25 protein-coding genes and 1 pseudogene are annotated in these 25,665 nt (G+C 44.5%); 18 read left to right on the forward strand and 8 right to left on the reverse strand.

Features of this window, described 5'->3' with window-relative positions; all coding sequences use genetic code 11:
• The 12 genes from NBH14_RS27135 to NBH14_RS27190 form a co-directional block, all read left to right on the forward strand.
• Positions 1 to 1,025, forward strand: a 1,025-nt coding sequence (locus NBH14_RS27135) for a fimbrillin family protein (RefSeq protein ID WP_250817914.1), incomplete at its 5' end; no start/stop codon positions are given.
• An 11-nt stretch (positions 1,026 to 1,036) separates the two neighbouring features.
• On the forward strand, positions 1,037 to 1,975 hold the full coding sequence (locus tag NBH14_RS27140; RefSeq protein ID WP_186961893.1) for a fimbrillin family protein: 939 nt from the start codon (positions 1,037 to 1,039) through the stop codon (positions 1,973 to 1,975).
• A 36-nt stretch (positions 1,976 to 2,011) separates the two neighbouring features.
• Positions 2,012 to 3,211 (forward strand): fimbrillin family protein, encoded by a 1,200-nt coding sequence (locus tag NBH14_RS27145; RefSeq protein WP_186961892.1) that lies wholly within the window; start codon positions 2,012 to 2,014, stop codon positions 3,209 to 3,211.
• Between the two features lie 12 nt (positions 3,212 to 3,223).
• Positions 3,224 to 4,366 carry a fimbrillin family protein gene (locus tag NBH14_RS27150; RefSeq protein WP_186961891.1) on the forward strand — a complete coding sequence of 381 codons (1,143 nt, stop codon included), beginning with the start codon at positions 3,224 to 3,226 and terminating at the stop codon, positions 4,364 to 4,366.
• A 12-nt stretch (positions 4,367 to 4,378) separates the two neighbouring features.
• Positions 4,379 to 5,548: a fimbrillin family protein gene (locus tag NBH14_RS27155; protein WP_186961890.1), complete on the forward strand. Its 1,170-nt coding sequence runs from the start codon at positions 4,379 to 4,381 to the stop codon at positions 5,546 to 5,548.
• A gap of 35 nt (positions 5,549 to 5,583) precedes the next feature.
• The gene (locus tag NBH14_RS27160; RefSeq protein WP_186961889.1) at positions 5,584 to 6,495 is read left to right on the forward strand and encodes a fimbrillin family protein; all 912 of its coding nucleotides are present in this window, start codon (positions 5,584 to 5,586) and stop codon (positions 6,493 to 6,495) included.
• Between the two features lie 11 nt (positions 6,496 to 6,506).
• Positions 6,507 to 7,367, forward strand: a complete 861-nt coding sequence (locus NBH14_RS27165) for a fimbrillin family protein (RefSeq protein ID WP_186961888.1) — start codon at positions 6,507 to 6,509, stop codon at positions 7,365 to 7,367.
• A 41-nt stretch (positions 7,368 to 7,408) separates the two neighbouring features.
• Positions 7,409 to 8,425, forward strand: coding sequence for a fimbrillin family protein (locus NBH14_RS27170; RefSeq protein WP_186961887.1), 1,017 nt, complete (start codon positions 7,409 to 7,411; stop codon positions 8,423 to 8,425).
• Positions 8,426 to 8,448: 23 nt separating this feature from the next.
• Complete coding sequence (locus NBH14_RS27175; protein ID WP_250817916.1) at positions 8,449 to 9,444, forward strand: fimbrillin family protein; 996 nt, start codon at positions 8,449 to 8,451, stop codon at positions 9,442 to 9,444.
• Positions 9,445 to 9,462: 18 nt separating this feature from the next.
• On the forward strand, positions 9,463 to 10,680 hold the full coding sequence (locus NBH14_RS27180; RefSeq protein WP_186961886.1) for a DUF4906 domain-containing protein: 1,218 nt from the start codon (positions 9,463 to 9,465) through the stop codon (positions 10,678 to 10,680).
• 3 nt (positions 10,681 to 10,683) lie between these two features.
• Positions 10,684 to 10,977 (forward strand): HU family DNA-binding protein, encoded by a 294-nt coding sequence (locus NBH14_RS27185; protein ID WP_186961885.1) that lies wholly within the window; start codon positions 10,684 to 10,686, stop codon positions 10,975 to 10,977.
• A gap of 78 nt (positions 10,978 to 11,055) precedes the next feature.
• A complete protein-coding gene (locus NBH14_RS27190; RefSeq protein ID WP_250817918.1) occupies positions 11,056 to 11,253 on the forward strand; it encodes a hypothetical protein in 198 nt (65 codons plus the stop codon).
• On the opposite strand, the gene NBH14_RS27195 is transcribed toward NBH14_RS27190, so the two are convergent.
• From NBH14_RS27195 to NBH14_RS27210, 4 genes are all read right to left on the reverse strand, one after another.
• Positions 11,250 to 11,828 carry a tyrosine-type recombinase/integrase gene (locus NBH14_RS27195; protein WP_250817920.1) on the reverse strand — a complete coding sequence of 193 codons (579 nt, stop codon included), beginning with the start codon at positions 11,826 to 11,828 and terminating at the stop codon, positions 11,250 to 11,252. The two genes, NBH14_RS27190 and NBH14_RS27195, sit on opposite strands and share 4 nt — an antisense overlap.
• Positions 11,791 to 12,225 carry a phage integrase SAM-like domain-containing protein gene (locus NBH14_RS27200; RefSeq protein ID WP_250817922.1) on the reverse strand — a complete coding sequence of 145 codons (435 nt, stop codon included), beginning with the start codon at positions 12,223 to 12,225 and terminating at the stop codon, positions 11,791 to 11,793. Before NBH14_RS27200 ends, NBH14_RS27195 begins: the two co-directional genes overlap by 38 nt.
• A 131-nt stretch (positions 12,226 to 12,356) precedes the next feature.
• Complete coding sequence (locus NBH14_RS27205; protein ID WP_186961884.1) at positions 12,357 to 13,514, reverse strand: acyltransferase; 1,158 nt, start codon at positions 13,512 to 13,514, stop codon at positions 12,357 to 12,359.
• A gap of 159 nt (positions 13,515 to 13,673) precedes the next feature.
• Positions 13,674 to 14,270, reverse strand: coding sequence for a MarC family protein (locus NBH14_RS27210; protein WP_186961883.1), 597 nt, complete (start codon positions 14,268 to 14,270; stop codon positions 13,674 to 13,676).
• A gap of 89 nt (positions 14,271 to 14,359) precedes the next feature.
• Between NBH14_RS27210 and coaW the strand changes: the two genes are divergently transcribed.
• The gene (gene coaW / locus NBH14_RS27215) at positions 14,360 to 15,202 is read left to right on the forward strand and encodes a type II pantothenate kinase (protein WP_128134867.1); all 843 of its coding nucleotides are present in this window, start codon (positions 14,360 to 14,362) and stop codon (positions 15,200 to 15,202) included.
• 60 nt (positions 15,203 to 15,262) lie between these two features.
• On the opposite strand, the gene NBH14_RS27220 is transcribed toward coaW, so the two are convergent.
• Complete coding sequence (locus tag NBH14_RS27220) at positions 15,263 to 15,487, reverse strand: winged helix-turn-helix domain-containing protein (protein ID WP_007656634.1); 225 nt, start codon at positions 15,485 to 15,487, stop codon at positions 15,263 to 15,265.
• 219 nt (positions 15,488 to 15,706) lie between these two features.
• Here NBH14_RS27220 and NBH14_RS27225 point away from each other — a divergent pair, with 219 nt between their 5' ends.
• A complete protein-coding gene (locus NBH14_RS27225; RefSeq protein WP_186961896.1) occupies positions 15,707 to 16,552 on the forward strand; it encodes a helix-turn-helix domain-containing protein in 846 nt (281 codons plus the stop codon).
• A gap of 12 nt (positions 16,553 to 16,564) precedes the next feature.
• Here NBH14_RS27225 and NBH14_RS27230 read toward each other — a convergent pair whose 3' ends face one another.
• The 3 genes from NBH14_RS27230 to NBH14_RS27240 form a co-directional block, all read right to left on the reverse strand.
• Positions 16,565 to 17,326 (reverse strand): LytR/AlgR family response regulator transcription factor, encoded by a 762-nt coding sequence (locus tag NBH14_RS27230; protein WP_186961882.1) that lies wholly within the window; start codon positions 17,324 to 17,326, stop codon positions 16,565 to 16,567.
• Between the two features lie 125 nt (positions 17,327 to 17,451).
• Positions 17,452 to 21,312 carry a TIM-barrel domain-containing protein gene (locus NBH14_RS27235; protein WP_186961881.1) on the reverse strand — a complete coding sequence of 1,287 codons (3,861 nt, stop codon included), beginning with the start codon at positions 21,310 to 21,312 and terminating at the stop codon, positions 17,452 to 17,454.
• 107 nt (positions 21,313 to 21,419) lie between these two features.
• Complete coding sequence (locus NBH14_RS27240; protein WP_186961880.1) at positions 21,420 to 23,117, reverse strand: tetratricopeptide repeat-containing sensor histidine kinase; 1,698 nt, start codon at positions 23,115 to 23,117, stop codon at positions 21,420 to 21,422.
• Between the two features lie 153 nt (positions 23,118 to 23,270).
• Here NBH14_RS27240 and NBH14_RS27245 point away from each other — a divergent pair, with 153 nt between their 5' ends.
• The 4 genes and pseudogenes from NBH14_RS27245 to NBH14_RS27260 form a co-directional block, all read left to right on the forward strand.
• On the forward strand, positions 23,271 to 24,452 hold the full coding sequence (locus NBH14_RS27245) for a vWA domain-containing protein (protein WP_186961879.1): 1,182 nt from the start codon (positions 23,271 to 23,273) through the stop codon (positions 24,450 to 24,452).
• Between the two features lie 140 nt (positions 24,453 to 24,592).
• Positions 24,593 to 24,835 (forward strand): ATP-binding protein, encoded by a 243-nt coding sequence (locus NBH14_RS27250; protein WP_186961878.1) that lies wholly within the window; start codon positions 24,593 to 24,595, stop codon positions 24,833 to 24,835.
• Positions 24,832 to 24,996, forward strand: coding sequence for a hypothetical protein (locus NBH14_RS27255; RefSeq protein ID WP_222622157.1), 165 nt, complete (start codon positions 24,832 to 24,834; stop codon positions 24,994 to 24,996). Before NBH14_RS27250 ends, NBH14_RS27255 begins: the two co-directional genes overlap by 4 nt.
• Before the next feature lie 504 nt (positions 24,997 to 25,500).
• Positions 25,501 to 25,665, forward strand: a pseudogene (locus NBH14_RS27260) (IS256 family transposase); the annotation flags it as partial.

Below are 25,665 nucleotides of genomic sequence, written 5' to 3' on the forward strand. Positions count from 1 at the left end.
TGAAAAAGAGTTTATTAAGTATGGCAGCATTGGCCCTGATAATGGCAAGCTGCTCAAATGACGAAGAGAATGTGATTGACAATGGCGAGGCGGCAAATGCGGTGCCTGTCCAGATCAGTCAGAAGGTCAGTGGAGTAGAAACAAAGGCAGCAGTAACTGTCGGTAGTGATATGACTGCTGTGATATTAATGGCGGATGGGGATAATCCTGCGTTTACACCGTTTACTCCGAGGACGGAAAATGTATTAACCGGGGAACAAAATAACACATTAGCAAATGATGCTGCCCGTGCCAATGTTTCCAATACCCAGTTTAAAGCAAGTACAACTGCCGGAGAAATAGAATTAACTCCTACACTGTATTATCCGGTAAGTTCTGCTTCTACGAAAGCCTATATTTTAGGTGTTTCTCCAAAGGGAGTTGTAAACGGAACAACAGTTACATTTAGTGATGTAGATGGTTTACAGGATGTGATGTATGCAACGAAAGTAAATGCAGGAACAAGTGGTTCTCCAGAATCAAGTATTGAATTGAACTTCACACACGAAACTACCCAGCTTACTTTTGATGCGAAACTTGATAATGCCGATCTGTCAAAAACCGAATGGGCAGGCAAAGACGTAAGTGTAAAAACAATAACTATCCAGAAAGCTAAATTGCCTGAATCTCTGACATTCAGTACAGGTGAAATTAACTGGACAGCAGAAAAGAGTATCTCGGTTTTAGGATGTAATACGGCTCTTACTGCAAAAACCTGCGCTCCTAGTGTACCTGTAATGGTTGCTCCGGCGACAAACATACTAGTCGATTTGGAACTATCGGTAGGTGGTCAGATTAAAGTTTATAATAACCTGCCGGTGAAAAAAGACGGAGGAGAAAATCTGGTTACAGCGAAGGGTAAATCGCACCTGGTTACATTTACAATTACTGCACCGACCGCAGCAGCTGGTGCTGAAAAAGTTACAACGAGCGCCAAAGTGACTGACTGGGAACCGGGTGAAAAAGGTTCCGTAACAGTAAAATAATCTCAAAGCGAATGAAGCGACAACGTATATATCTGCTTTTATTCCCGGCATTATTGCTGGTATCAGGCTGTTCAGACTCGGAGCAATCCGAGCCTGAACAAGTCCCGATCGAACTGCATGCCCAGGGGGATGCGACAGTGGAAACGAAGGCCGATGCCGATCAAGCGATCACCAAGGCTTTCGGCACCACCGTCTTTGCCTCTATGCGCAGCGGCGATTACACCGGCCTCACTTCTCCGGCTAATGCGAAAGAATGGAAGATAGACACGGAGGTACAGACAAACGGTACGGTTCCATTGTCTGGAAACCCTACTTACCCGGAAAACGGAGACTGGCTTTACCTGATTGCCGTAGCTCCCAAAGCATCTTCGTATAGCGGTAATGATGGTAAGGTTACGTACACCCTTACCGGCCAGACCGACCTGATGTATGCCTCTCAAATCTCTGGCAACCGATGGGATGGGAATCATTTTGTTCCACTCACTTATAAGCATTTGCTTACGCAGTTGACATTTAAAGCGAAGAAGATAGTATCCAATGGTTTGACCGTGAAAGTCAACAAAATAACCGTTACAGCAATGAACAGTGTCACGCTGGCTCTAACCGATGGTAAAACTGCATTTTCAGGTAGCGGTGAATCGTCTTTGGAACTCTCTGACGGAGGAACAGAGATCAGCGGTACGGCAGCAACACCTTTCTCGGGTTCCCTGCTTTTACCGCCGCTTACCGGCACTTCCGATGCTTATAAGCTGACAGTCGAAACCTCCATCGGGACATTCAAAGATCTTGAGATCACCGCCCAATCAGACGGAGGAAACCTGTCTTTTGCCGGTGGAACTTCTCACGAAATCACCCTGAATATAGGTGATAAGGAACTGGGTATCTCTTCTGTTACCGTATCCGAATGGGTTCCGGTAGTAAAAAATGATGATCTGAATCTGGTTGAATAACCCTATAAAAACAACAAGTATAAAAAAACGAACAACATGAAACAAACGAAATTATCTATTTACCTGATATTTTGGGCTGCCCTGTCTGCCGGTAGTTGCAGCAACGAAGACGCACCCTACAATCCGAATGACGATCCGGATGCCGTCGAACTAGGCGTCACCGCCGGCGTGACACTCACAAAAAGCGCAATAAACGGCAGTGACGAGACTGCTTTCGATAAGATCGCCGTATTTGCCTCTGGGAATGATTACAAAGAAGGAAACAACTATGCCATCTATACTAAAAGTGATGGTAGTTGGAAAAATGACGCAACGACTCCCAAAATCTACCTGACACATGAAACAGCCACTATTTATGCTGTTTATCCGGCTTACGACCCGAGCAAAACTGCAAATACAAAATGGACGGTTACTAATCTATCCAGCGACAGTCCGACTGTTCCCATTTCTGTTTTTGCGGGAAACAGTAGTGCGGATGACAATAATAAATATCCGACAGGTATCAATAATGCTGATAAGACTTTCAACACTGATTGGAGTGGAGATAATGCTGATAAAGACAAAATCATCTCTGCCCCCGGTGAAATAGATTTCATGTGGGCCGAAGATAACGATAACAAAACTCACGCAGCCACTGCCAGCAACGGAAAAAAATCAGGTTCTACGCCTCCTGACGCTTCAGTCAGTCTGAACATGAGACATGGCCTCGCAATGGTCAGTTTCCGTATCTATAATGACGGAACCTATTATGGTACAGGTAGCCTGACAGGTATAAAATTAAGTAATGTTTCATCCTCAGATGTCGCATTGAGCAAAGGAACGAATCCTACAATGAATATTGGTAATGGTACTATTATCCCGAACGCTCCTGTTGATATAACTTACAATCGTTTTATAGATGGAGGATACACCCTTATAAAGAAAGGGACACCCGCTTCTGCCACTGTAGCCACTACGGAGGCGGATGCTAAAAATGCTTCCAAGAAATTCAGCTTTCTGGTCTTGCCTGATCCGGTTGCTACCGATGGGATTGATAAAAACAAAGTCCAGGTAGCTTTTACGATTGATGGAACAGATTATATTGTAAAGCTGGCTGGTTCTACAGATAAATCGAAATGGTCAGCCGGCAATAACTATCAATATACCGCAAAGCTCAGTGGTCAGGAGTTAACGATAACCAGCGTGACTGTTCAGGAATGGGGTAACGGAGGTAATAAAGAATTAGAAGTCAAATAATAATCAGAAAATATGAGACCTAACACATATCTGTTATTTTTCATCCCCTTATTAGCTTCTTTATCTTGCGCCAGGGAGACGGAAGGAGAGGAGAGTAGCCCGGTAAGCCTCTCTCCCCGCATTGCGGGCGTTTCCCTGACACGTAGCGGGATAAATGAGGCAAATGAAATTGACGCAATCGGTTTCTACGCAGTCGGCAAAGATAAGGATGACGCGACGACGTACTACGGAACATGGCCCGCCGGAATATACGGGAAATATGTCCGCACCACCCAAAGCGGTCATACTACCTTTATCCCGGACAACAGCGCCAGTACAGACCAGGCCCTCTGGCTAGTACCTGAAAAGGATGCTACAATCTTTTCCTGTCATCCCGTACCTGCCAACGGAGCCAATGATATTGTGGATGCCGGTAAGCTGAAAGAAGACGGGACACCTGCGGATGGGACTGTTACTATCAGTGTTCCCGTCCCGGTCATCCCTGTTGTTCCGGCAAGCACTATCGATCTATCGCCGATACTTCCGGCAGATGGCAACACCGATTTTACCACTCCGGAAAACGATTATATGTATGGTGTCGCTTATGATGAGAATAAAGCGGAAGCTGATAGATTCACCGACAGCCAGCCTGTTGCCAACGGTAATCGTACAGGCGGCACGGTAAACCAATCCGGTCCGTCCGTCGCAATCGGCATGAAACATGCCTTTGTGCAACTCAAACTCATCCTAAAAAAAGGAGATAGCTATCCGGGTACTCCGATAGTAAGCGAAGTAAAGTATGCCCGTTCGATGCAGACCCTAACCGCCAACACCAAGATGAAACTGACCGACGGCACGTTTCTAGGAACAACGGCTGCCAATGCGTACACTTACAATCTGGTTTCCGGCAGCAAAGGCAAGGAAGTTGAGACAGGAAACGATATTATCATCACCAGTTATGCCTTACCATGTGCCAAGGCAGCTTCCACCATTAGCCTGACTGTCGATAATAAAGATATGAGCATCGCCTACGGTGACGATCCCGAGTGGGTTGCCGGAAAGATATACACCTATGCAGTCACAATCAACGGTACCGGACTCTCTTTTTCAGGTGTTTCGGTAGTCAGCTGGAATGCCCCCGACGATGACAGCAACGATTCAAGTGGAACCCTGTAAATACGATAAATTATGGTCAAACAAAACAATATAAAGAAATCTTTCGTACTCCTTTTGCTGCTTGCCGCCTGCACATCGAGCGATGAAGAATGGTCGTCAGACGGGAAATATGCCGTCCTTTCTCCCCGGATACAGATGGAAGGGAGCAAAACCCGCGCTGTAATAATCGGTACCGATGCCAATCCCGGAACGAACCAAATCAATCAGGTACAATTATTCATTACCCGGAATGCAGACTCTCATACAGTCTACCCCAATACAGAATCCGGATGGGATGGACTGTCTGTCTACACCCTGACGTCCGGAATAAGCGATGGAAGTGACGAATGGAAAGGCACTCCAGCCGTAAACCTGTCCAGCGACATGGCACGTATCTTCGCCTTTTACCCGCCCATAAAGGCCGAAGATTCCAATATGGGTTTTATTCCTTCAAACGCAGACGAGAAACACAAAATAAAAGTAACCGTCCCGGCCTCGCAGGAATTTGACGGCACCAACGACCAGGATTGTACGGCGACCGATTATCTGTATGGCTCTGCTTCCGGCGAAGTAGGCGTAGCTAGCCCTATCACGGCAAACAACGCTGCCGAAACAGCCGATAAGAAACCTTTTTCTCCGGAAATATCCATGCAGCATGCCTTGTCGTTGCTGGTTTTTACCCTGCAAAGCAAATCGGGCCGTGATGTAGACCAGATATACGACTATGTAAAGGAAATACGGTTATCGACAACAAACGGGACCAACCCGTTCCGTGTTTCCGGCGCTGCCGATAAGAACACCATGCAAATCAATGACGGGACTTTGGCGTTGGATAACAGCCCGACGTTAACGTTGACGGCAACCGCAGGAACGGCCCGATTATGCGGGATAGCCGGTTCTCCCGCACCTGTAGCCTATGGCCTGGTGGCTCCTCTCGAAACGGCACCATCCGATCTGAAACTGACGGTAGTACTGGACAAGAAGGGCGAAACGACAAGCGACAAACGTGAATTATCCGTCACTCTCCCCCCGAAAGCCTGGCAGAAAGGCAACCGTTACAAGTTTAACCTGACGTTGACCGACCGTGAGATTGCCGTAGAAAGCACAGAGATAAGCACCTGGGGCAATGGCTGGGGAGGAGATGACTCCCAGGGGGACGGCTCGCTTTATCCCGACGGATACGAACCATCGAAGGGAATATAAACCTGATAAATAGTAATAAGATAAAGGTATAAGAGATGAAAACATTGAACTTAGAAAATCGGAAGATGTTACCGGCAGCCCTGTGCAGTCTGTTCCTGGCATGGACAGCCTGCTCAGGTGAAGCCGTGATAAACGGCCCCGAAGAAGGAGAGATCCCTGTAACGGTACAGGCGGAGATCAGCAACCTCCCAAACGATACGCGGACGGATAATGCAGCCGAAGATCTGGCAAACGCTTACGACCGGAGCCGTTTTGTTGAAGGCGACGTGATTCTTGTCACACGAACCTATAGCGGTAATAACGATAATAATATAGCCAACTATAAGCTGGGAAGTAATGGTCGATGGAGTATACAGGGAAGTCTCAGCCTCCGTATCGGAGCAACCTATCAGGCTACTTTCCCAACAAACTACAACGGCATAGAATGGAACCAGTCTACAACAGCCAATTATCTGAAAAGTAACCTGCTGAAAACACCCGATATATCTTCTTCCACCGGCGAACTCCAATTCACGGGTGCCAATGCTTTTGTCCACCAAAATACGAAAATCACACTGGTATTCACGGGTGCCGCTACCGGATCTGCTGCCGGAGATGTGTTATCCGGTACTTTCTCTGATTTTACGGTAAGTGGCGAAGGACTGTACTCCGGAAAAAACACACAGGAAACGATGAACTTTTATCGACCGGACGGAGCGGCGACCTGGTGCGGTATCGTTTATCCCAAAAATCAGGAGGAAACAACTGTCGCAAGTACGGCCATTTCTCTGTCGCTGACTTATGAGAAGGTAAATTATAAAACAGAGATTTCCTGTCCGATGGTAGCCGGCCAGCATTATAAATACAACCTGAAGATACAGAACAATATATTAGTCCCTGACGGCATGGAGATCGAAGGCTGGCTAAAAGGGGATGAGACCACAGGTAATTTTGATCCTACCACTTAAAGCAGAACAACATGAAACATTATCTAACACAAGCGACTCTTATCGGACTCTCAGCTTTCTTGCTGGCAGCCTGCACCAGCGAAACACCGGTCGATGGAGACAGACAGGATAAAAAGGATTTGGTCGTATCGGCAGAGATCGTCTCCTCCGTAACCGGAAGTAAGGCGGTAGGAGCCCCGGCCAATAGCTACGACAAACGCTCGTTTGTCAATGATGATCCCATCAGGATCATCATTGGAGATGTATACAAAATCTATAAGAAAAAAGACGCGCAATGGTTGCCGGAAAGCGAAAGCCTGACGGTCGACGGCACCAGCAAAACGATCACAGCCGTCTATCCGGATGATTTCAGCACCATTCTGGCTGATCAGGCTGACGGTGATGCAAATACCGGAGCAAACTTCATGAAAAGCAACAAACTAATGTCGGAGATAACGACTGCAAGCAATTATGTGAAGTTCAAATTCGCCCCTGTATTTACGAAGATCACTATTACGGTTGCTTACAAAAGCGATAGCAAACGAAAGAATGTAACCGCCACGCTGGCTGGCAATGATCTCTGCACGAATGATAACAGCAGCAAAACAATCAAGATGCTGCGAACCTCCTCGAATGCGGATGCGTTGATGAACCATGCGTTCACCTGTATCCTGAATCCGGGAACGCAACGGGGATTTGCTCTCACTGTGTCAGGATTTACAAACAACGGTTCACCTGCTGAGAATGAAACTTATATCCAGGCTGCAAAAGAGTTCAAGCCCGGTTATAATTACATCTATAACTTTTCCTCCAACGACAACCTGATCCTGAACAGTGTCACAGTGGAACCATTTGGCGAAGGGGGAACAAGTGATGTGGGAAGCGCAACCTGATCCGAACGTATCTTTATTATCAATATTTATAATTGCATTCTATGAAATACATATCAAGCAAAAATATCAGCTGGCTGGCCTGTCTCTTACTGGTAGCCTGCCAAACAGAGGAAGTGTCGGAATCCGGTGACGGCAATTTTCTGCAAGTGCTTTCCGTCAATCTCGAAAATGAAGGAAGTAGTACCAAAGCCGTAGTGAGTTCGATTGACAAAGTGAACGTATATGCCACCCACACGGCAGAATCCGCTCCGAGTGCCGGCAGTTCGGAAAATAGTGAAATAGCTGCACACGCCTTGTCCGTCTTCTCCTACGAAGGTAGTTCATGGGGATGCGAAACGCCTCCCGAACTGGCAGATGCCCCATATAATATCTATGCCTACTATCCGCTTAAACGTACCGACGGTACGACGCTAACGGCAAAGAACAGTTCAGACGGCAAACATTACATCGAGATTGTTGTCAATTCCGAAAACTTTTTCAGCACTCAAAACCAGGATGATTACCTGTATGCCGATCAGAGTGCGCCGGTCACTGCGTCAAAATCAGATAAAGCCATCAGTTTCACCATGAAGCATGCCCTGGCGAAAGTAAGTTTTGAGATCACTAAAGATGCCTCTGCTTCGGAAACGCTTACACTGACCAAAGTGGAGATCGTCAGCCGAACGGGATATCTGCTAACAGGCCAGCAGGGCAAGATGTATCTGAACAACGGCAAACTGACGGCTTTGTCTTCGGGAGAACTGATCACGCTGAAAGGTTCGGTCGTATTGAAAAATTCGCTCCCTTCGCCCAATGTATCTTCCCTGGTTGCACCGATAGATGCGCCCGAAAAAGCATTATTGTTTCGCCTGACTGTTAGCGTAGGGGGTATAGAGCGTGTTTTCGAAACCAGTACGGTCAAAAATGATCAAGTAGCAAACTGGGCAGGCGTACAATGGCAAGCCGGATTGGAGTATATCTATCAAATCAAAGTAAGTAAAATGGGAGGGACGATCAGCGGCGTGACAGTGCACGACTGGAAAAAAGACTCCGACCAGAATACCCAGGTAGGTATTTAATAAACAGACATTAGATAATGAATATGAAACAACTATTTATACAACTAATAACCGCGATGCTCCTCTCGCTGACAGCTTGCCAGAACGAGGTGATCCCGGAAGAAAGCGGTGATAAGATCGCCCTTTCATTCAATCTCTACCGGGCGGAACTGACGAAAGCGGAGAGTGGATCGGCACAATTAACCAAAGGCACAAAAATCCGTGCTTATGCTTATACCAAAGGAACCATGACAAACGACGGTTCACCGGTAGGATCGGGTGACTATGTGGTCAATGAGGCCGGTACTGCTGTAGCTGTCGACGATATAGGCTTGACTCTTTACCGCGGAGAATATGATATTTACCTGGTATCCTATAATAGTCAGGATTTTTATCCTACGGCTAATGGTGCAAAGAATCTGATCGAAGTATCCAACGGCAAAGATTTTATGTATTCAAACCTCAAAGGAATCTCCGTCCAACCGACATCGGCGGGCGAAGACATGATGTCGGTTACCTTACCTGAACCTTTTACACGGCTTTGCTCGAATGTGGTCATAAAGGTGCAAGCGAATCGTACCCAACCGGTTTCCGTATCAACATTAGCTGTTTCATCAGTAAATATTACTAAGCTCTCCGGTAATTTATCCTATCAGATGGGGGAAACGGTCTGGAACAATGGTGAAACTATTCCACAAACAGGTACTGCCGGATTGGGTGAGACAGACTTCTCTAATGGCAACAATGATAATGTACAAGCCGGTCGTGAAAATACAACGCCTTTAGTGATACTGCCATTGAAAGGAGCCGATCCGTTGGTGTTTGAACTCAATCTGAATATAGGTTATATGAAAAATGGTAAACTGACGCATAAAATATTTCCCTACAGGCCTAAGGTTTATAAATCATTTCTTCCGGGAATGACATACGAGTTCGAATTCACGTTGACATTCTTCGGAGACCAGGAACCGACAGACCTTTCACTGGCTATTCTGGAATATACGACTGTAAAATTTTCGACAGACGAAGTCGGCAAATAATAAAAAGGAGGAAAAGAAATGAAAAAGATAGAAGGAAAAGGGATATTATCCCTGTTATTCTTTTGCATATGCTTCTGCGGCTGCGAAAAAGAGGGCTTGCAGGAAAAAACAAGGCAGTTATATATTCAGTTAAGCATGCCGGAGTCTATCCATGTGGAAACAAAAGGAACAGGTGACACGAAGCCTGTTTTGGGCGGTGTAGAAGTACAGAATGTATGGATCGTTCAGTTTAAGGTAAACGACGATGATAATAAAAGTACCGGTAGTTGCCTAAAAGCGCTTTATGTTCCTCAGTCCGGCATCTCTAAATCCACAGACGAGAATCAGGATGGCCTGATTGTCAATCTAAAAACGGGAGGAGATACGGATATAAGCAAATTTACAGCAGACAATAGCCTCTTTTATGTGATTGCGAACGGAAGCAGGGCAATGTTGACAAATGAAGGAAGTGATGATGCTATGTATTCACTGACAGTAAATGAGTTAGCAGAAATAACGGAAAGCAAATTAAAAGCAAAGACTGTGCTTATAGGGACTTCGGAAAAGCCATTTGTGACAACATCTCCCAAACTACTTACATCTGAACCGTTTTATTATACCCCGACGAACGAAGGTGTGATAAAAGTGAGGGCGCAGATGTTTAGGGCTTTCGCTAAAATAAAAGTGAATATCACATCTGTCTCTCCCGGCCTTTTTACGTTGGATGAAACAAGTGGCAGTGCATCTGTCAAAATATATAACCTTCCCAAAAATATGGCAACCTATAGGGCAGGAGGGACAAATGAAAAAACGTATCCTGCCACCGATGACGTAGTCAAAGGAGCCTTTAACATGACGGTCGACCAGATAACAACTCCAAACCAGACCGTTTCCAGAGAGTTCTATATGGCCGAGAATCTCCGTGGTCTCGGCAAATCTGCCACCCAGCAGGGAAAGAACCAGAATGAAAATGGGCCGGGAAGTGAGTCCGACAAGTTAGCCGGATGTACTTATATTGAACTGACCGGTACTTACAAATATGATCCGTCACATACCGACGGTGTAAAAGTGAAATATACTTTTTACCTGGGAGGAAACTTCACGAACGACTATAACATAGCCCGCGATTATTCTTATGACATTACATTCAGGATTGCCGGTCCCAACAGTGCCGATGTGCGTGTAGAGATCACCGATGGGAATGTCGCTATTTTTGATGAAGTAGATGTAATAAAAAATATTATTGTTGATTTTTAAGTTATGAATAAGATTGAATTTGCTAAAAGAATTGCTGCCCGTTTATCTATCTCACAGAGAGAAGCTCTAACGTTTATCAGTGCTTACGAAAATATACTGGCGGATGCCCTTATTGATGAAGGGATGATGGTTAGCCAGGGGTTCGGAACCTTCACACTATGGTCGCAAAGCGAACGGCCGGGACGGAATCCCAAAACAGGCATACCGGTAACCATTCCATCGCGTAACAGTGTAAAATTCAAACCGGGCAAAGGCTTGCTCGAATATCTGAATAGTAAAGGAAAACGTAAAGATTGAAGTCTACATTAGAGAGGCTGCAAAAGTAGAGGAGGTATACCAAAGTTCACTGTCCTGTCATCCCGGATCAAGTCCGCCATGACAAAACAAGGTTATGACATACCTCCTTTGACACCTTTATATTATCAACTTGTTGCAAACATCAGCAACCGTGTTGCCAGCGATGTCAGTACATTTTTCCATCTGCTACCGGAGGAAGAAGGCTGGGGTTGCCAGGCTACAACAGGAGGGGCGGATACTGGGGCAGGGGGCGCGACGGGTACGGAAGGTTTCTAAAGTTGTTTCTTCCGGCTGCCACGAACCAGGTGATCCAGCATATCTTCGGAAGCCTTATCCATCTTTGATTTGGATAACTGCCCCAGATATATTTGTGTCGTTTGCAAAGACATATGACCGAGCGACTGGCTGATAACCCCTATCTCCGAACCCGATTCCAGCATCAGCGACGCCCAACTGTGGCGCATCACATAAGTGGTCAGGGGATAAGGAAGGTTCAATCTGTCACCGATCTCTTTCAGATACTCGTTCACACGATGTAAAGACGATTGAGCCGTCAACACACCTTTCCCAACCAGCTTTTCGTGCAGGAACGGGAATACCCAGCGAGATTCTTTCCGTTTGTACAACTGCATAATATGGTGCATTTCCGAAGTAATCTTTACCTGTAGGACAGCCTGTGTCTTGCTACGGTTATATTGGATATATCCGTAATGCACATTTCCCTGTTCCAGTTTATAGGCATCAACGAAACACATGCCACGGGCATAGAAAAGGAAAAGGGAAAGATGAAGAGCCTCCAGTTGCTCCGGTCTCTCAGACAGGTCGAAGGCGGGCCAGCCTCTTGATGTCACGCTCGGGAAGAGCCCGTTTACGGGTGGAAGGGACTGTGATATGCAGTCCCTCAAAAGGATTTCCGGCAGGATCATGATAGTGCAGATCTTTTTTTATATTATTATAGATTGCTTTCAGATTGCGCAAGTAAAAGTCCTGGCTGCCGGGACTAAGTTCATCATTTCTTGATTTCTTATCCTGCAACAGCCACATGACAAATTCCTGTACCAACCCTGCCGTCAGGTCTGCAATAGTCAGTTCCCTTACTTTACGACCTTTATAGGCCACAAACTTGTTCCATGCACTTCGGTAATTGGCAGCGGTCCTGTCCCTGCCTGCTTGTATCTTCCGCTCGATCAAGCGATTTACGCAATCGCGTAACGGAGGATAAATCTGCTTAAATTCTATATCCATCATAATTGTTGATTTAGTTCGGCAAAAATGCAAGTAAATTCAATAATATGTCCGGTATATAGAAACAAAAAGAAAACAAGATAGTTTGACTATCAAACCGAATTGAATGAAAAAGGATCTGAAAATATGCTTATTTATCCAACAATGTATTTAGCTTTCCGGCCGACAACCTTATAGATCATATAAACAATTGCCCATGAGACGCTGAAAGCAACGACAGCAGCCAGCGGAATCTGCAAACAAACCGGAATGCCGATCGTACGCATCAGGATCACACTCGGACCGGTAAAGAAAAAATGTACCATATAGATACCGAAACCGCAAAGTGTCAGATTGGCCAGCGCTTTCTGAATGGTAACCGACTGTATATTCACTTTCTTCACCAGCATAAAGATCGGGGCAGTCATCATCACGACATTAAGAGAGTTGTAGGTAAAAAACAGTTCCAGCAGTTCATCGCTGTATTCCGGCAATGAAGTTACATGGCGGAACCCGGTGAAAGTAACGGCATAGCCGATCAGGAACATCGGGACACCGATAGCCAGTATCTTTCCGACCGGCCATTCCAGCTTGCGCAGGTAATGTCCCAGCAGCAGATAACCGTTGAAACCGGCAAAGTAGTACAACATGCCGAACGAGTTCCAGGAACAGGTTCCCCACAGGTATTGCGATACATATTCATTGTAATAAGGAAGAAGAGTTGTCACTCCCCAGGCTGCCAGGAACCATAGCTTTGCTTTATCAGACGCTTTTTCCACCCAGGCAGAGAAGATCGGCAGATACAGATACAAGCCGATCAGCAGATAGATGTACCACATATGTACATCCAGCAGGGAGAAGTTGAACGGTATCTCAGCGATATTTTTCAATGAAACACTCAAAGCCTGGTGGGTTGCTTCCTCTCCGGAGTAAGGGAAAAAGTCAAGTATCACTTCCGGACTAAGTCCTAACAATCCTGTAATCCAGGGGAATAAATTGTAAAGAACCGACCAGATCAGGAACGGCCAAAGCACACGTGGGATACGTTTCTTATAGAAAACGGATGCTTCTCCTTTGACCGGCAACAACAAAGCTCCGGTTATCATGACAAACAAGGGTACGCACGGACGGAGAAAAGCGCCATAGGCAGCTCCCCAGAATTTAATTTCGCCGATATTGGCTGGCAGTTCACCCGTAAAGAAATTGAAAGGATCGGCACAATGGCAACAGACAACAGTGAACATCGCGACAAACCGCATTACATCCAGCCAGACAATATGCTTGTTGGCATTAAGGATAGCTTTGTTTTCCATAAGACTTAAAAGTTGATATAAGTTTGTAATTTATTTAGTCTAATTGTAAGTATCCGGCATAAAAAAGCCTTTTCAACCATGTTTTAATTGAAAAGGCAAAAGTAAACATCTTAAAGCATTTATTTTTTGCTTTATAGCAAAAATTATGATCTTTATTGCTTATTTATGCAGCGCTTCAATCAGCAGGGTGATATTGGCTGTAAACAACCTGACGGATATTGCCAACAGGATAATGCCGAAAAACTTACGGATGATATAGATACCGCCTTTTCCCAGCAGATGTTCCACCTGCTTAGTCATACGCACCACAAAATAGACCCATAGCATATTCAGTATCAAAGCGACTACAATATTGATATTGGCATACTCGGCCCTCAATGAAAGCAGGGTTGTAAACGAACCGGCACCGGCCAGCAAGGGGAAGACCAGAGGCACCAGCGTGGCTTCCTTGATCGGCCCGTTATTCTTGAATATCTCGATATCCAGTATCATCTCCAACGACAGCAGGAAAATAACGAATGCACCCGCCACAGCAAACGATTCGATATCCACATGGAATAGTTTCAAGAGAAAATCGCCTGCATAAAAGAAGCCGATCATCAGGATAAAAGATATAACCGTTGCTTTTAAAGCATTCACGTCTTTTCCTTTTTCCTTCAGATTGATGATAATGGGGATGGAACCAATGATGTCGATTACGGCAAACAGTACGATGAAAGCACTTATCATCTGTTGAAAATTAAAATCTGCAAACATATCCGGTCCTCCATTTAAAGTTATTATCCGTGAAGGTACTAATTTTCAATAAGAACATGTATCTTTGAATCCGATTTTAACAAAAAGTTATGGGCATAGTAATTGGTATAGACGTAGGAGGGAGCACTACCAAAATAGTGGGGATCGACGATAAGGAGATCCGGAATCCCATGTTTGTCAAGGCGACCGACCCGGTAACATCGCTGTTCGGTGCTTTCGGCAAGTATTTATATGAGAATGATATTCCCCTTTCCGATATAGAGAAAGTGATGCTTACCGGTGTAGGCAGTGCATACATCAATCAGCCGCTCTATGGTTTGCCTACAGCCAAAACAGATGAATTTCTGGCTAACGGACTCGGGGCGCAATATCTGACGCAGCTGGATAAGCTGATCGTTGTCAGTATGGGGACGGGGACTTCGTTTGTAAAAGTGGACGGTCCGTTGATCGAACATATCGGCGGTATAGGGATCGGTGGGGGTACCATACTGGGCTTATCCCGGCTGTTGCTTAAAACGCAGGATTTTCACCAGATTGTCAAGCTGGCCCTGAAAGGAGATATAACGACTATAAACCTGCAAATCCAGGATATCTGCAATATACCTTTGCCCGGACTGCCTCTGGATGCGACAGCCTCTACTTTCGGAAAGGCCGGAGCCAATTCTTCGCAGGAAGACGTAGCGCTGGGTATTATTTACATGGTACTCCAATGCATCGGGCAATCAGTGATCCTCGCTGCACTGAACAGCGACATACATAATTACGTCCTGATCGGAAATCTGACGAAACTGCCGCAGTGTGAAAGTATCTTTCCCCGGCTGGAAGAAATGTACGGTGGTCATTTCCTGATACCGGAATATGCAGAATACCGGACGGCGATCGGTGCGGCACTGACCTATATTAATAACCGGCAACATCAGGAGATAAAATAGCCGGATAATTAAAAAAGCGTCAGCAGGCATATGAACCTTACTGACGCTTTCGATGGTATATTATCCAAAGTATAACCCTTGTTGTATTCCGTTGCTTACCAATATCTGCCCGTTCTTACGTTGTATATAAATTTTGTTTTCCCTGGCCAGCCATCCGATAGCTAAGGTGGTATCTTCGTGGCTCAGGTCAATCCGTCTGCTCAGTTCTGGTATTGTCAACTCTCTTCCTTCGTTCAGCACATGCCAGACTTTGCCGGCATTTTCTCCGATTTTCTCTAGTTCCATAATTATAATTTTATTAGATAATACATGTCCTCTTTCTAGAATAAAACAAAAGAGAACTCTTTCGGTTCATTTTTTCTTTCTTTGTTTAAACTTTTGCAAAGTACATAGATTTGAACGGAACGATCAATACCTATTATTGGGTTTCTATGTCCTGTTTTTGCGATTATTAGTGTAGAAAACTCAAATATACTATCTTTGAAAATCATTTATCAGGACAATATGGAGGCAAACATACAAATATTTGACATTTCCACGGATTTTATTGCAGGCGACAATATCACCGGAGACATGCTGAATCGCTACGTGCGCTTTTCATGTAAAATGAAAGCAGTGCTTTTTGCATTTTGTGTAGAAGGTTCTGTCCATGCTACAATCAACCTGTCTGAATACACAATCAAAAAAGATGATTTTATCACATTAACGCCGGACAGTTTCATCCAGCTTAATGACGTTTCTCCGGATGCTCATTTCTTCTATGCCTGCTTTTCGCAGGGTTTCATGGAGAATAATAACCTGGTCTTAACAACCGTACGGTTACTTCCTATACTGGCTGAGAATCCGGTCATTTGTTTATCGGAGGATCTTTCACAGTTATATCTGGATATCTTCAAACCGTTGATCCATGCTTATTCATTGCCTTGTACGCTGGAGAATAAGGAGATCATTAAATCTGTTTTCACTATTTTTATGCAAGGCACGGCCGAATTGTATAAGAATCACGGCAAGTGGAAAAGCGCATTGCATTCACGCAGTAAAGTGATGTGCCGTGAATTTATCAAACTGGTCATGTCGAATTATACGAAACAACGGAGCGTTGCTTTTTATGCGGAACATCTGGGTGTTACCGTTTCCCATTTTTGTTCGACCATAAAAAAGGAAACAGGAAAAACGGCGCTCGAAATAATAACGGCCATTGTTATGATGGACATTAAAGCACAGCTGAAATCAACGGAACTTCCGATCAAGGAGATTGCCTTTTCGCTGGGATTCAACAATATGTCGTTCTTTAACAGATATTTTAAAAGGCATACCGGCATGACACCCCAGGAGTACCGTAACAGTTAAGCTATAAATTCCTTACTGTGATTTCAGTATCCGGAGGAAATCATCTTTATAGCTGGACGATATTTCTATCTCCGTATTATCTTCCAGCACGATGTAACCGCCGGAGTTTTTGTGGTATGACCTGACACAATGGAGATTGATTATATGTGATTTGTGTACACGGACAAACGGGAACGGCAATATCTCGCTGAAATATTTCAGAAAGCGGCAGACCATCTTCTTGCTTTTATCTTTCAAATAGATATCGGTGAAATTTCCGTTTCCCTGCAACCGGATGATATCTTCCATTTTTATTACTTCAAATCCTTCGAGAGTAGGGAGGATCACCTGGCGCTTCTCTGGTTTCGGCTCGCGCATATTTTCAATCAGGATCTGATTGCGATTGAATATCTCCCGGTTGACGATGTGTTGCTGTACCTTATTTACGGCAAGGATCAGTTCTTCGATGCTGACCGGTTTCAGCAGATAGTAAGCTGCACTCTGGTTCAACGCCCGGAGCGAATATTCAGAAAAGGCGGTGACAAATATGGTTTCGAAATACAGGTCTTTACATCCTTCCAATACGTCGAATGCATTGCCGTAGGGCATTTCCACATCCAGAAACACCAATTGCGGTTCCAGTTCATGGAGTAAAGGGACGGCCGATTTACAGTCGTGGGCTTCTCCGACCACTTCGATGACCGGACAGTATTTTGCCAGATAATTCTTCAATGCCTCACGGGCAGCCGATTCATCTTCAACGATGACGCTTCTTATTTTCTGTAGCATTTCCATATTCAGAGTCTTCCGTTTTTATATATCGTTCAGACAAAGATACTATTTTAAGCCATAAAAAAATCCCCTGTTCCGGACAATTATACCGGAACAGGGGATTCTGAATTTTTATCTATGGCAAGTCCTTAGAACTTAGACATATTCAGGTCTTTATCAACCAGTATGCCATCGATGGCCTTCAGATTGAATTTGACTTTACGTTTTGCTTTCAGCTTCAGGATGAACAGGTCGGTTGTACCTTCCAATACTTCCTTATCACCGAGATTAACGAAAGTAGGATACAAAGCCTTCTGGCCGTTTGTATGCAGACGGTCGTAAGTAAGGTTCTCCATGACTTTCAGGTTTAACGGCTCTATGCCGACAAATTCGTAATCCTGCTGGTCGTACGGCAAAGCGAAACTCAATGCGTTAACCGCTTTGAGGTCTGTACCTGTAACCTTGACTTCCACGATCTCGTCTTTGTTGTAAGACTGTTTAGGAGCGCTGATCCCGATCGTTCCGGCTACTTTTGCTGTATCCTGTTCTTCGATGCCGCCATCCAATTGAGTGGCAACGACAGATATATCGTAAGCATCGATCAGGCCGTTCTGGTTGATATCGCCGGCACTTACATAATCGAAGTCGCTGTCACCTTTACGCAAACCTGTGTAGTTCATGTAAGAAGTCAGGTCATTGCTGTCGATCTTCTTGTCGTTGTTGATATCACCCGGCAGATAGCTTTCTGTTCCCGGTACCTTGAAGACGTACAATTCGCGGCCTGAACCGTAATTGCCGACACCTTCCGTCACATTCAGTTTGATGTAGCGTGCTTTCGGTTTATCCTTGAATTCGAATATCTTCACATCACCGTTACGTTCGAATCGGAAGGAATCGACCGGTATCCAGTTTTCTTTATCCATACTGTAAGAGACGAAACCTCGCAGCATTGTTCCGTTACCGCCGTCCTGACGTGACAGATAATGGAATTTATCCAGCTGGTTAACCGTGCGCAAGTCGATGATCATATCGAACGGTATAGCATTCTTGCGGTATTTCGTATGGAACATGTCTCCCAGTTCAGCAAAGTCGAACAGACGGAAGATCTCGAAACCACCCTGCTCTTCGGCAGTCACTTCACCACGGATTCCCTTGATAGCAAACTCGAGCGGGTTCGATTTCGTCTTCACATTAAAGGAAGACCAATCGGAATAACCGTCTTTATTTACAGAACGGATCTTGAAGGCATAATCAGTTTCGGCTTCCAGTCCGTCGAACAACAATTCTGTATTTCTGATAGTCGTGTACAGCATATTGTTGAATTCAATTTCGTAGAAGTCGGCACCTGCCACTTTATTCCAGGTCAGTTTCAATGAATAGGCTTCCAGGTTTTCATCTGTGACCTGTGCAACAGGAGCGGCCAGTGTACCGGTCGAAACACGGTGGCTGTTACCCATATCGAATTTGTAACCTTCAAAGCTGATACTCGTTTCGTTCGCTGTGATGTCCGCAGAAGCGAGCTTTACCAATAACTGCGGGTTCTTAGTGATCGTTACCTTTTCAAACTCGCTTCCTTTCGTTGCAAACTTGTTCAGGTTGGGTGTTGCATCATAGAAATAAACGTTTTCACCTTTCAGGAATTCGTCCATCGAACGGGCTTCCATCAGTTTCACCTTGTTTTTACCAACTTTGGCAGCCACTTTTTTCGGCATTTCGGAAACATTGATACGAAGTTCGGTTGCTTTATCTTTTACGAAGCCGTCAAAGCTGCCTGCTGCCGGCCGGATTGTAATCGTTACATTATTCTTACTGCCTACTTCCGATTCGATCCGGGTCGTTACACCTTCACCTTTCAAATAGGCTTGTGTCGTGCCATCGTCGTCATATTCAGTAAACGAACTGTTGCCGTCCGGATAAATTTCATAAACGCGCAGGTTCTTATTGATCTCGGTAACATTATTGTTAGGGTTGGTCATCGGAATGATGGCGCCGCTCTTTACAAATACCGGCAACTTCCATAACGGAGAAGCAAAATTGTTGACAACGCAGTTGCCTTCATATTTTTCTCCGGTAAAATAGTCTACCCAGGTTCCTTCCGGCAGATAAATGCCGTCGCGTATATCGTTACCTTTTTCGTCTGCCTGTGTTTCCTGATAGATAGGGGCAACCAGGAAATATGGTCCGTACATGAACTGGTATTCAGTTGCTTTACCATAAGTATACTGATTCGGGTATTCCAGGAACATGGCACGGATCATCGGCTTACCATCTACTGCTTCCTTTGCAATGCTGTAGGCATAAGGCATCAACTCCGATTTCATTTTCAGATACCAGCGGTTGATAGATGTTGCCGGTTCGCCAAGAGCATGCGGATATTTCTCATTGGCACCCCAACCGTCCATATTCAACTGCATCGGCGTCCAGGTCTTCCACTGAAAATCGCGTGTGTTCATTGCCAGGTTCTTTCCGCCGAAGATACCATCCATGTCGGAAGTGATATTCGGTTGTCCGGACAATCCCGAACCGATATAAGTCGGGATATGGAAACGGATATATTCCCACTGCCCGCCTGTCTGGTCACCCGACCAGATACCGGCATAACGTTGCGTACCGGCCCAACCGTCAAGGGAGATAATGAAAGGGCGCGCATCGTTGCCATAATAAGGCATGATATGGCCTACATCAGCCACACCGTTCAGTCCGAATGAATAACCGGCACCTACCCAGGCCACGTCGGTCTTCAAAACACGGACACCGGCATCGCGCACTTCTTTTACGATATCACGCTGCAATAAAGCACTGATTTCGGGTTTCGGATGCAAATCCGACTGTGTCCAAAGTCCGATTTCGACACCGTTCTTATGAGCATAATCAGCCAGACTTTTCAAGTTCTGGATATTCCCGTCCAATGTTTCGGTCTGTCCGTATCCGGCGCCGTAACCGTCGTTTGGCAATAGCCATCCGAACGGCATATCGTGGTTCTTGTAGCGGTCGATCACGGCACGGGCGGAGAACTGGTAATTGTTCTTTTCGCCGTTCAGAGATTCTTTTACACCGCCATTGTCTTTCTGGCTTTCCTTGTAACGTTTGCCATCTTCAAAGAGGATACCTTTCTCGTCTTCCACCCAATAGTCGCGATTATAAGCATTCAGGTGTCCCTGGTAGAAACCGAACTTCGGTAATAAAACCGGATTACCTGTCAGCTGATAGAAATCGTTCAACAAGGATACGGCACCGTCATTGACCATATAGAATGCATCCAGGTAATCGGTATCATGCGACAATATTACTGTCCCTTTTTCGGCTGCACCGAAATCATATTTACCTTGTTTGAAGGTGTACCACATAAAGCCGTAGCCATTGGTAGACCAATAATAGGGGGCAGGCGAGGCAACGCCGCCATCGGTCCAGCTGTTCTGGTTTTCGATAGCGATCGCTTTTCCTTTATGCGAGAAACGCCCGTTCTGTACACCACCGCCATAGAAGTATTCGCCGGGATTTTCCTTTAAGGTAAGGATTGTTTTTCCCTTATCATAAAGAACCGGTTTTACCTCCTCCAGAACAACTTTGTCTGTTGCCAGATTGGTCACCTTCAACAGGGAAGTGCTTTTATCCAGTTCCAGTCTGATCTCTTTGGTACTGATAGAAATAGTCTTATTATCTTCTTTCAGCGTTAACGGGGATATTGGCTTTCTCGGGTTATCGACCAGGATCTGTGCTTCCGGTTTGGCCTCCGGATCACGGATGATCCCTCCGTTGACGTCCTGAAATACTCTGAAGATGTTCTCTCCGTAAAAGTCAAAGGCCATTCTCTGATTATCGGAGAACAGGAGTTCAACAGTCGTAGGATTGATCTGTTTCACACCGACAATTTTCTTATCCTGCTGTATTTCCATACATACATTGTCGGCTTTTTGTATGGCTTGCATGGATAATGGTGAAAACAAGGGGAAGGCCAAAGCGAGTATGAGCACTTTCCTTTGTTTCATTTTTCTAATAGTGTCATTCATGTTGATGTTGTTTTAACGAATAAATGATTTAAGCAACAAACTTACAGGATATAATTATCATTAGCAAAAAATAATAAATATATCCTATAACAAAATTTCATGCGCAATCAGACAATAAGGGGGAATCTGAGCAGGACGATCACGCCTGTATCTTCATCATCTCCTTCCTTCTCAATAATTTCGATCGTGATATGCATACCGTACAAGCTGTTCAATAGGTTGATACGCTCACGGGTATTAGTCAGGCCGCGTGAATGATGCTCTTTCTGGTGCCGGGTTTTAAGCTCGTTGCTTTTTTTCAGTCCGATCCCATTGTCTTCGATTTTAACACAAAGACTATTGCCTTCCGGCTTTACGGACAGTTTCAGCAGGCCACCGGACTCTTTATACCGTAAGCCATGCCAGATCGCATTTTCCAACTGGGGTTGTATCAGCATGTTAGGCACAGAGATATGGTCGGTGTCAAGCGATTCATCCACCTCTGTCTCGTAAACAAACTTATCGCTGAAACGCATGTGTTCCAGATCGAGGTATTCTTTCAATTGTTCGAGCTCCGTCGAGAGCGGCGTAAAGTCTTTATTGGAGTTTTCCATTATATTCCGCATCAGGCGGGAATAGGAGGAAAGATACTTATTCGCCTCCAACTCATTATTCTGGGCAATAAACTGATTCACACTATTCAGGCTGTTGAAGATGAAATGAGGATTCATCTCACGGCGCAACGACTGGAGGGCTATCTTTTTATTCTTCCGTCTGATGGAATACCAGGCTTTGACGATAAACACGAGAAAAATAAGGATCAGGACAATCGAGCCGATCAGTACATAGTTGAAGGTGTTTTTCTTTCTGATCAGTTCGTCTTTCAGGATACGTTCTTTCTCCAACTGGGCGATACGGGCTTCATGTGCCTGAAAGAATTTCTGGTCTATCAGTGTGCTGTCCGATTTAACCAGTGGTTCCAGTTTTTCCATAAAGTCTGCATATAAGTCCAAGGCTTTCCGTTGCTGGTTCTCTTTCCTGTATTGCTCGACCAGCTGTTCCAGACTTTTCTTAGCCTCTATCGTATGGCCCTCCTTCAACGCCATATCATAGGATTGCTGAAGGGAGGCGAGAGCCTTTACCTGTTGGCTGTCGGCGGCATATACTTTGGCAATTTCTCTTTGTACCTTGATGGTTTCTACCGGTTTGTCCTTCACTTCAGACAATATGCTGTTCAGGTTACCTATGGCGGCTTCCTTATTATCCATGACCAGGTTGACATTTGCCATCTGATGGAAGGCGGCGACCCGGTCCTCTTGTTGTTCCGGTTTGTAGGAGGTGTTCAGCAATTCAATATTTCGCTGGATATAAGGAGATTGTGCAACCGGGTTCGAGATGTTCTTTAACCGGTTCACATCATTCGTATTCAGTTCAATAAAATTAGTGTCCTGTGATAGGTGGGCAGCATTGCCATAACTTAAAATAGCCTCTTGTATCTTCCCTTGTATTTCCTGTATCCTTGCCATTTCACGGTCGACCCGTGCTATCTTTTCATTGTTTTTGATTTTGTAAAACAACTGGCGGGCACTGATAAGATAATTCATTGCTTTCTCGTATTCCCCCTGTATCATGAGTGTTTTTGCCAATGCTTCATAATCCGTCGCAACCGAATAATCCGACTTTCCGCTTTCCAGTGACGTGGAGAGTTTCATCACTGCTTTTCTGGCACTGTTTTGATGGACAGGAGGAATGGAATCCTGTGCTGTCATTGTTATGCAGGGACCTGTTAGCAGCCATATTGTCAAATATATAATCAGTCTGTTCATATCATGTTTTATTGAGATTGTAAAGTAAATATAAGTAAAACATTTATATCCTATATTTCACCAACTCAAAACGCCGGTTCACCCATTCTTCCCGGAATCTTAATTATTAACATTCTATTTTTGAGCCATAAACCTATTAAAAAAATTCCGAATATGAAAAGAATTATTCTACTATGTATCTTATTTACAGCATTAACAACATCAATAGGTTGCATGCTGGAAGCCAGAAACGTAACAGCGAATGCAGAGCCTGCCAGTACACCGGTCACAAATGCCGTAACTGCCAAAAAGACGAAAATACAGGTTGCTATCCTGCTGGATACTTCCGGCAGCATGCAGGGACTGATCGAACAGGCTAAATCCCGTCTGTGGAATATAGTCAATACACTCACGACGCTGAAATATAAGGGGGAGACACCGGAAATAGAGATTGCCTTATACGAATATGGCAGTTATATGCTGTATAAAGGTGATTATATCCGTCAAATAACCCCGTTGACAGTCGATCTCGACCTGATCTCGAAAGAATTATTCGCCCTGACAACCAGCGGAAGCGAAGAGTATTGCGGTACAGTCATCCAGCGGGCAGTAAAAGAGTTGGAGTGGGGGCGAAACGAAGCGGATATGAAACTGGTCTATATTGCCGGCAATGAAGAGTTTACGCAGGGTTCTATCTCTTACAAAACGGCTATTGCCGATGCCTTGAAGAAGAATATATTTGTCAATACAATCCATTGCGGTGATGAAGAAATCGGTGTCCGTGACTATTGGAAGGATGCCGCTTTGAGAGGAAACGGCAAATTCTTCAATATAAATGCCGATGCGACTGTCCGTGCCATCAAAACACCTTTTGACCCGCAGATTATCCTATGCAACAATAAGTTGAACGATACTTATGTCAGTTATGGCTCTACCGGGAGAGAACGTAAAATGAATCAGATTGCCCAGGACAAAAATGCCGGCACAATATCGTCGGCCAATTATGCCGAACGTGCCGTAAGCAAATCCGGATCAGCTTACAAAAATACGTCATGGGACTTGGTAGATAAGATGAAAGAAGACCAAAACGTCTTGTCGAGCATCCAAAAGGATGAACTGCCCAAAGAACTGCAAAACAAGTCTACAGAAGAAATAAAGAGCATCATCACTCAAAAGGAAAAGGAGAGAACTGCTATCCAAAAAGAAATAGCCGAACTGGCAATCAAACGCCAGGCTTATATCGAAGAACAACTTAAAAAGGAAGGAGATGAAAGCGGAGACGATCTGGGTAAAGCAATCAACAGCTCCATCCTGACATTTGCCAACCTGAAAGGGTATACGGTGGAAGCAGAATGATGACTAATATTATGTATATTATTTATCGAATAGTTGTTTTATACCTGTAATTTTACTTTCTTTGCTTGTATTGAAACCCGCAGTTCCGAAATGCACAGTTCGGAACTGCGGGTTTCGGAAAACGATAAAAGGTTGATAATATGAAGTTTTATAACAGAGAAAAAGAACTGAAGCAGCTAAAAGAGATAGGAGAGATGTCTTTGCATAATGCTCAAATGACTGTTTTAATGGGGCGCAGGCGTATTGGAAAAACAAAGCTCCTTTTTAAAGCGACAGAAGGAATTCCTATGCTCTACTTTTTTGTAGCACGCAAATCTGAACCAATGTTATATACAAACCTGGGGGCTATTGGGATCGAAAAGGAGAAAACGAAATCGATTTGATCGCCTTAGATGATTTTGATAAAAAAGCGATAGTAGCAGAAATAAAACGAAATAAGGAAAATATAAAATTGGATAAACTGGTTCAGAAAGCAACTTCCATACAAAAAGAACTGAGGGGGTATGATATTGAATATCGTGCGTTGAGCATGGAGGATATGTAAGTTTCAATTACATAGTTTTTTCCGTAAAAGACCGTTCACCCTTCACCTGTACAATGGTAATATATTATTATACAGGATATTATAATTGTGAATAGTAGGTGAATGAATAAAGAAAAAGGTGAACGGTTACTTTAAACCATTCACCTTTTAAAATATAAATGAATACATACCGAGGAAGTAAGTTCAAAGCTATTGAAAGCTAAGGCGAAGGAAGGGACTTGTTTACTTGCCGACGCAGGTCGTTAAGCTTACCGATACAGGTCGCAAATCTTAACGACCTACGTCGGCAAGCTTTGCGACCTGTATTGAAAAGAGAGTAGGTTATAGTATTTGAGATAAAAGTAAAAGACTTTTGAGTTAATACATAATAGCCTGGCTATTACTGTGCAGTAATATAAAACAAAAAAGGTGAAGGGTTTAAAGCAACCCTTCACCTTTTGAGGATGTAAATTAAACTGTGTCAGCAAGGAATAAAGTATTAACTTTGCTAACACAGTTTTTTTTATGAAAGAAGAATTTGATTTCGAGAGTATCAAGAACAAGGCCATTGAACAGCTGAAAGCCGGCAAGCCTTTGTTGGGTAAGGACGGCGCCTTTGCCCCACTATTGGAAAGTATATTGAATGCAGCCCTGGAAGGAGAGATGGATGCACATTTGACAGAAGAAGAA

This window comes from Parabacteroides caecihominis, assembly GCF_023656785.1.
GTDB classification, from domain to species: domain Bacteria; phylum Bacteroidota; class Bacteroidia; order Bacteroidales; family Tannerellaceae; genus Parabacteroides; species Parabacteroides segnis.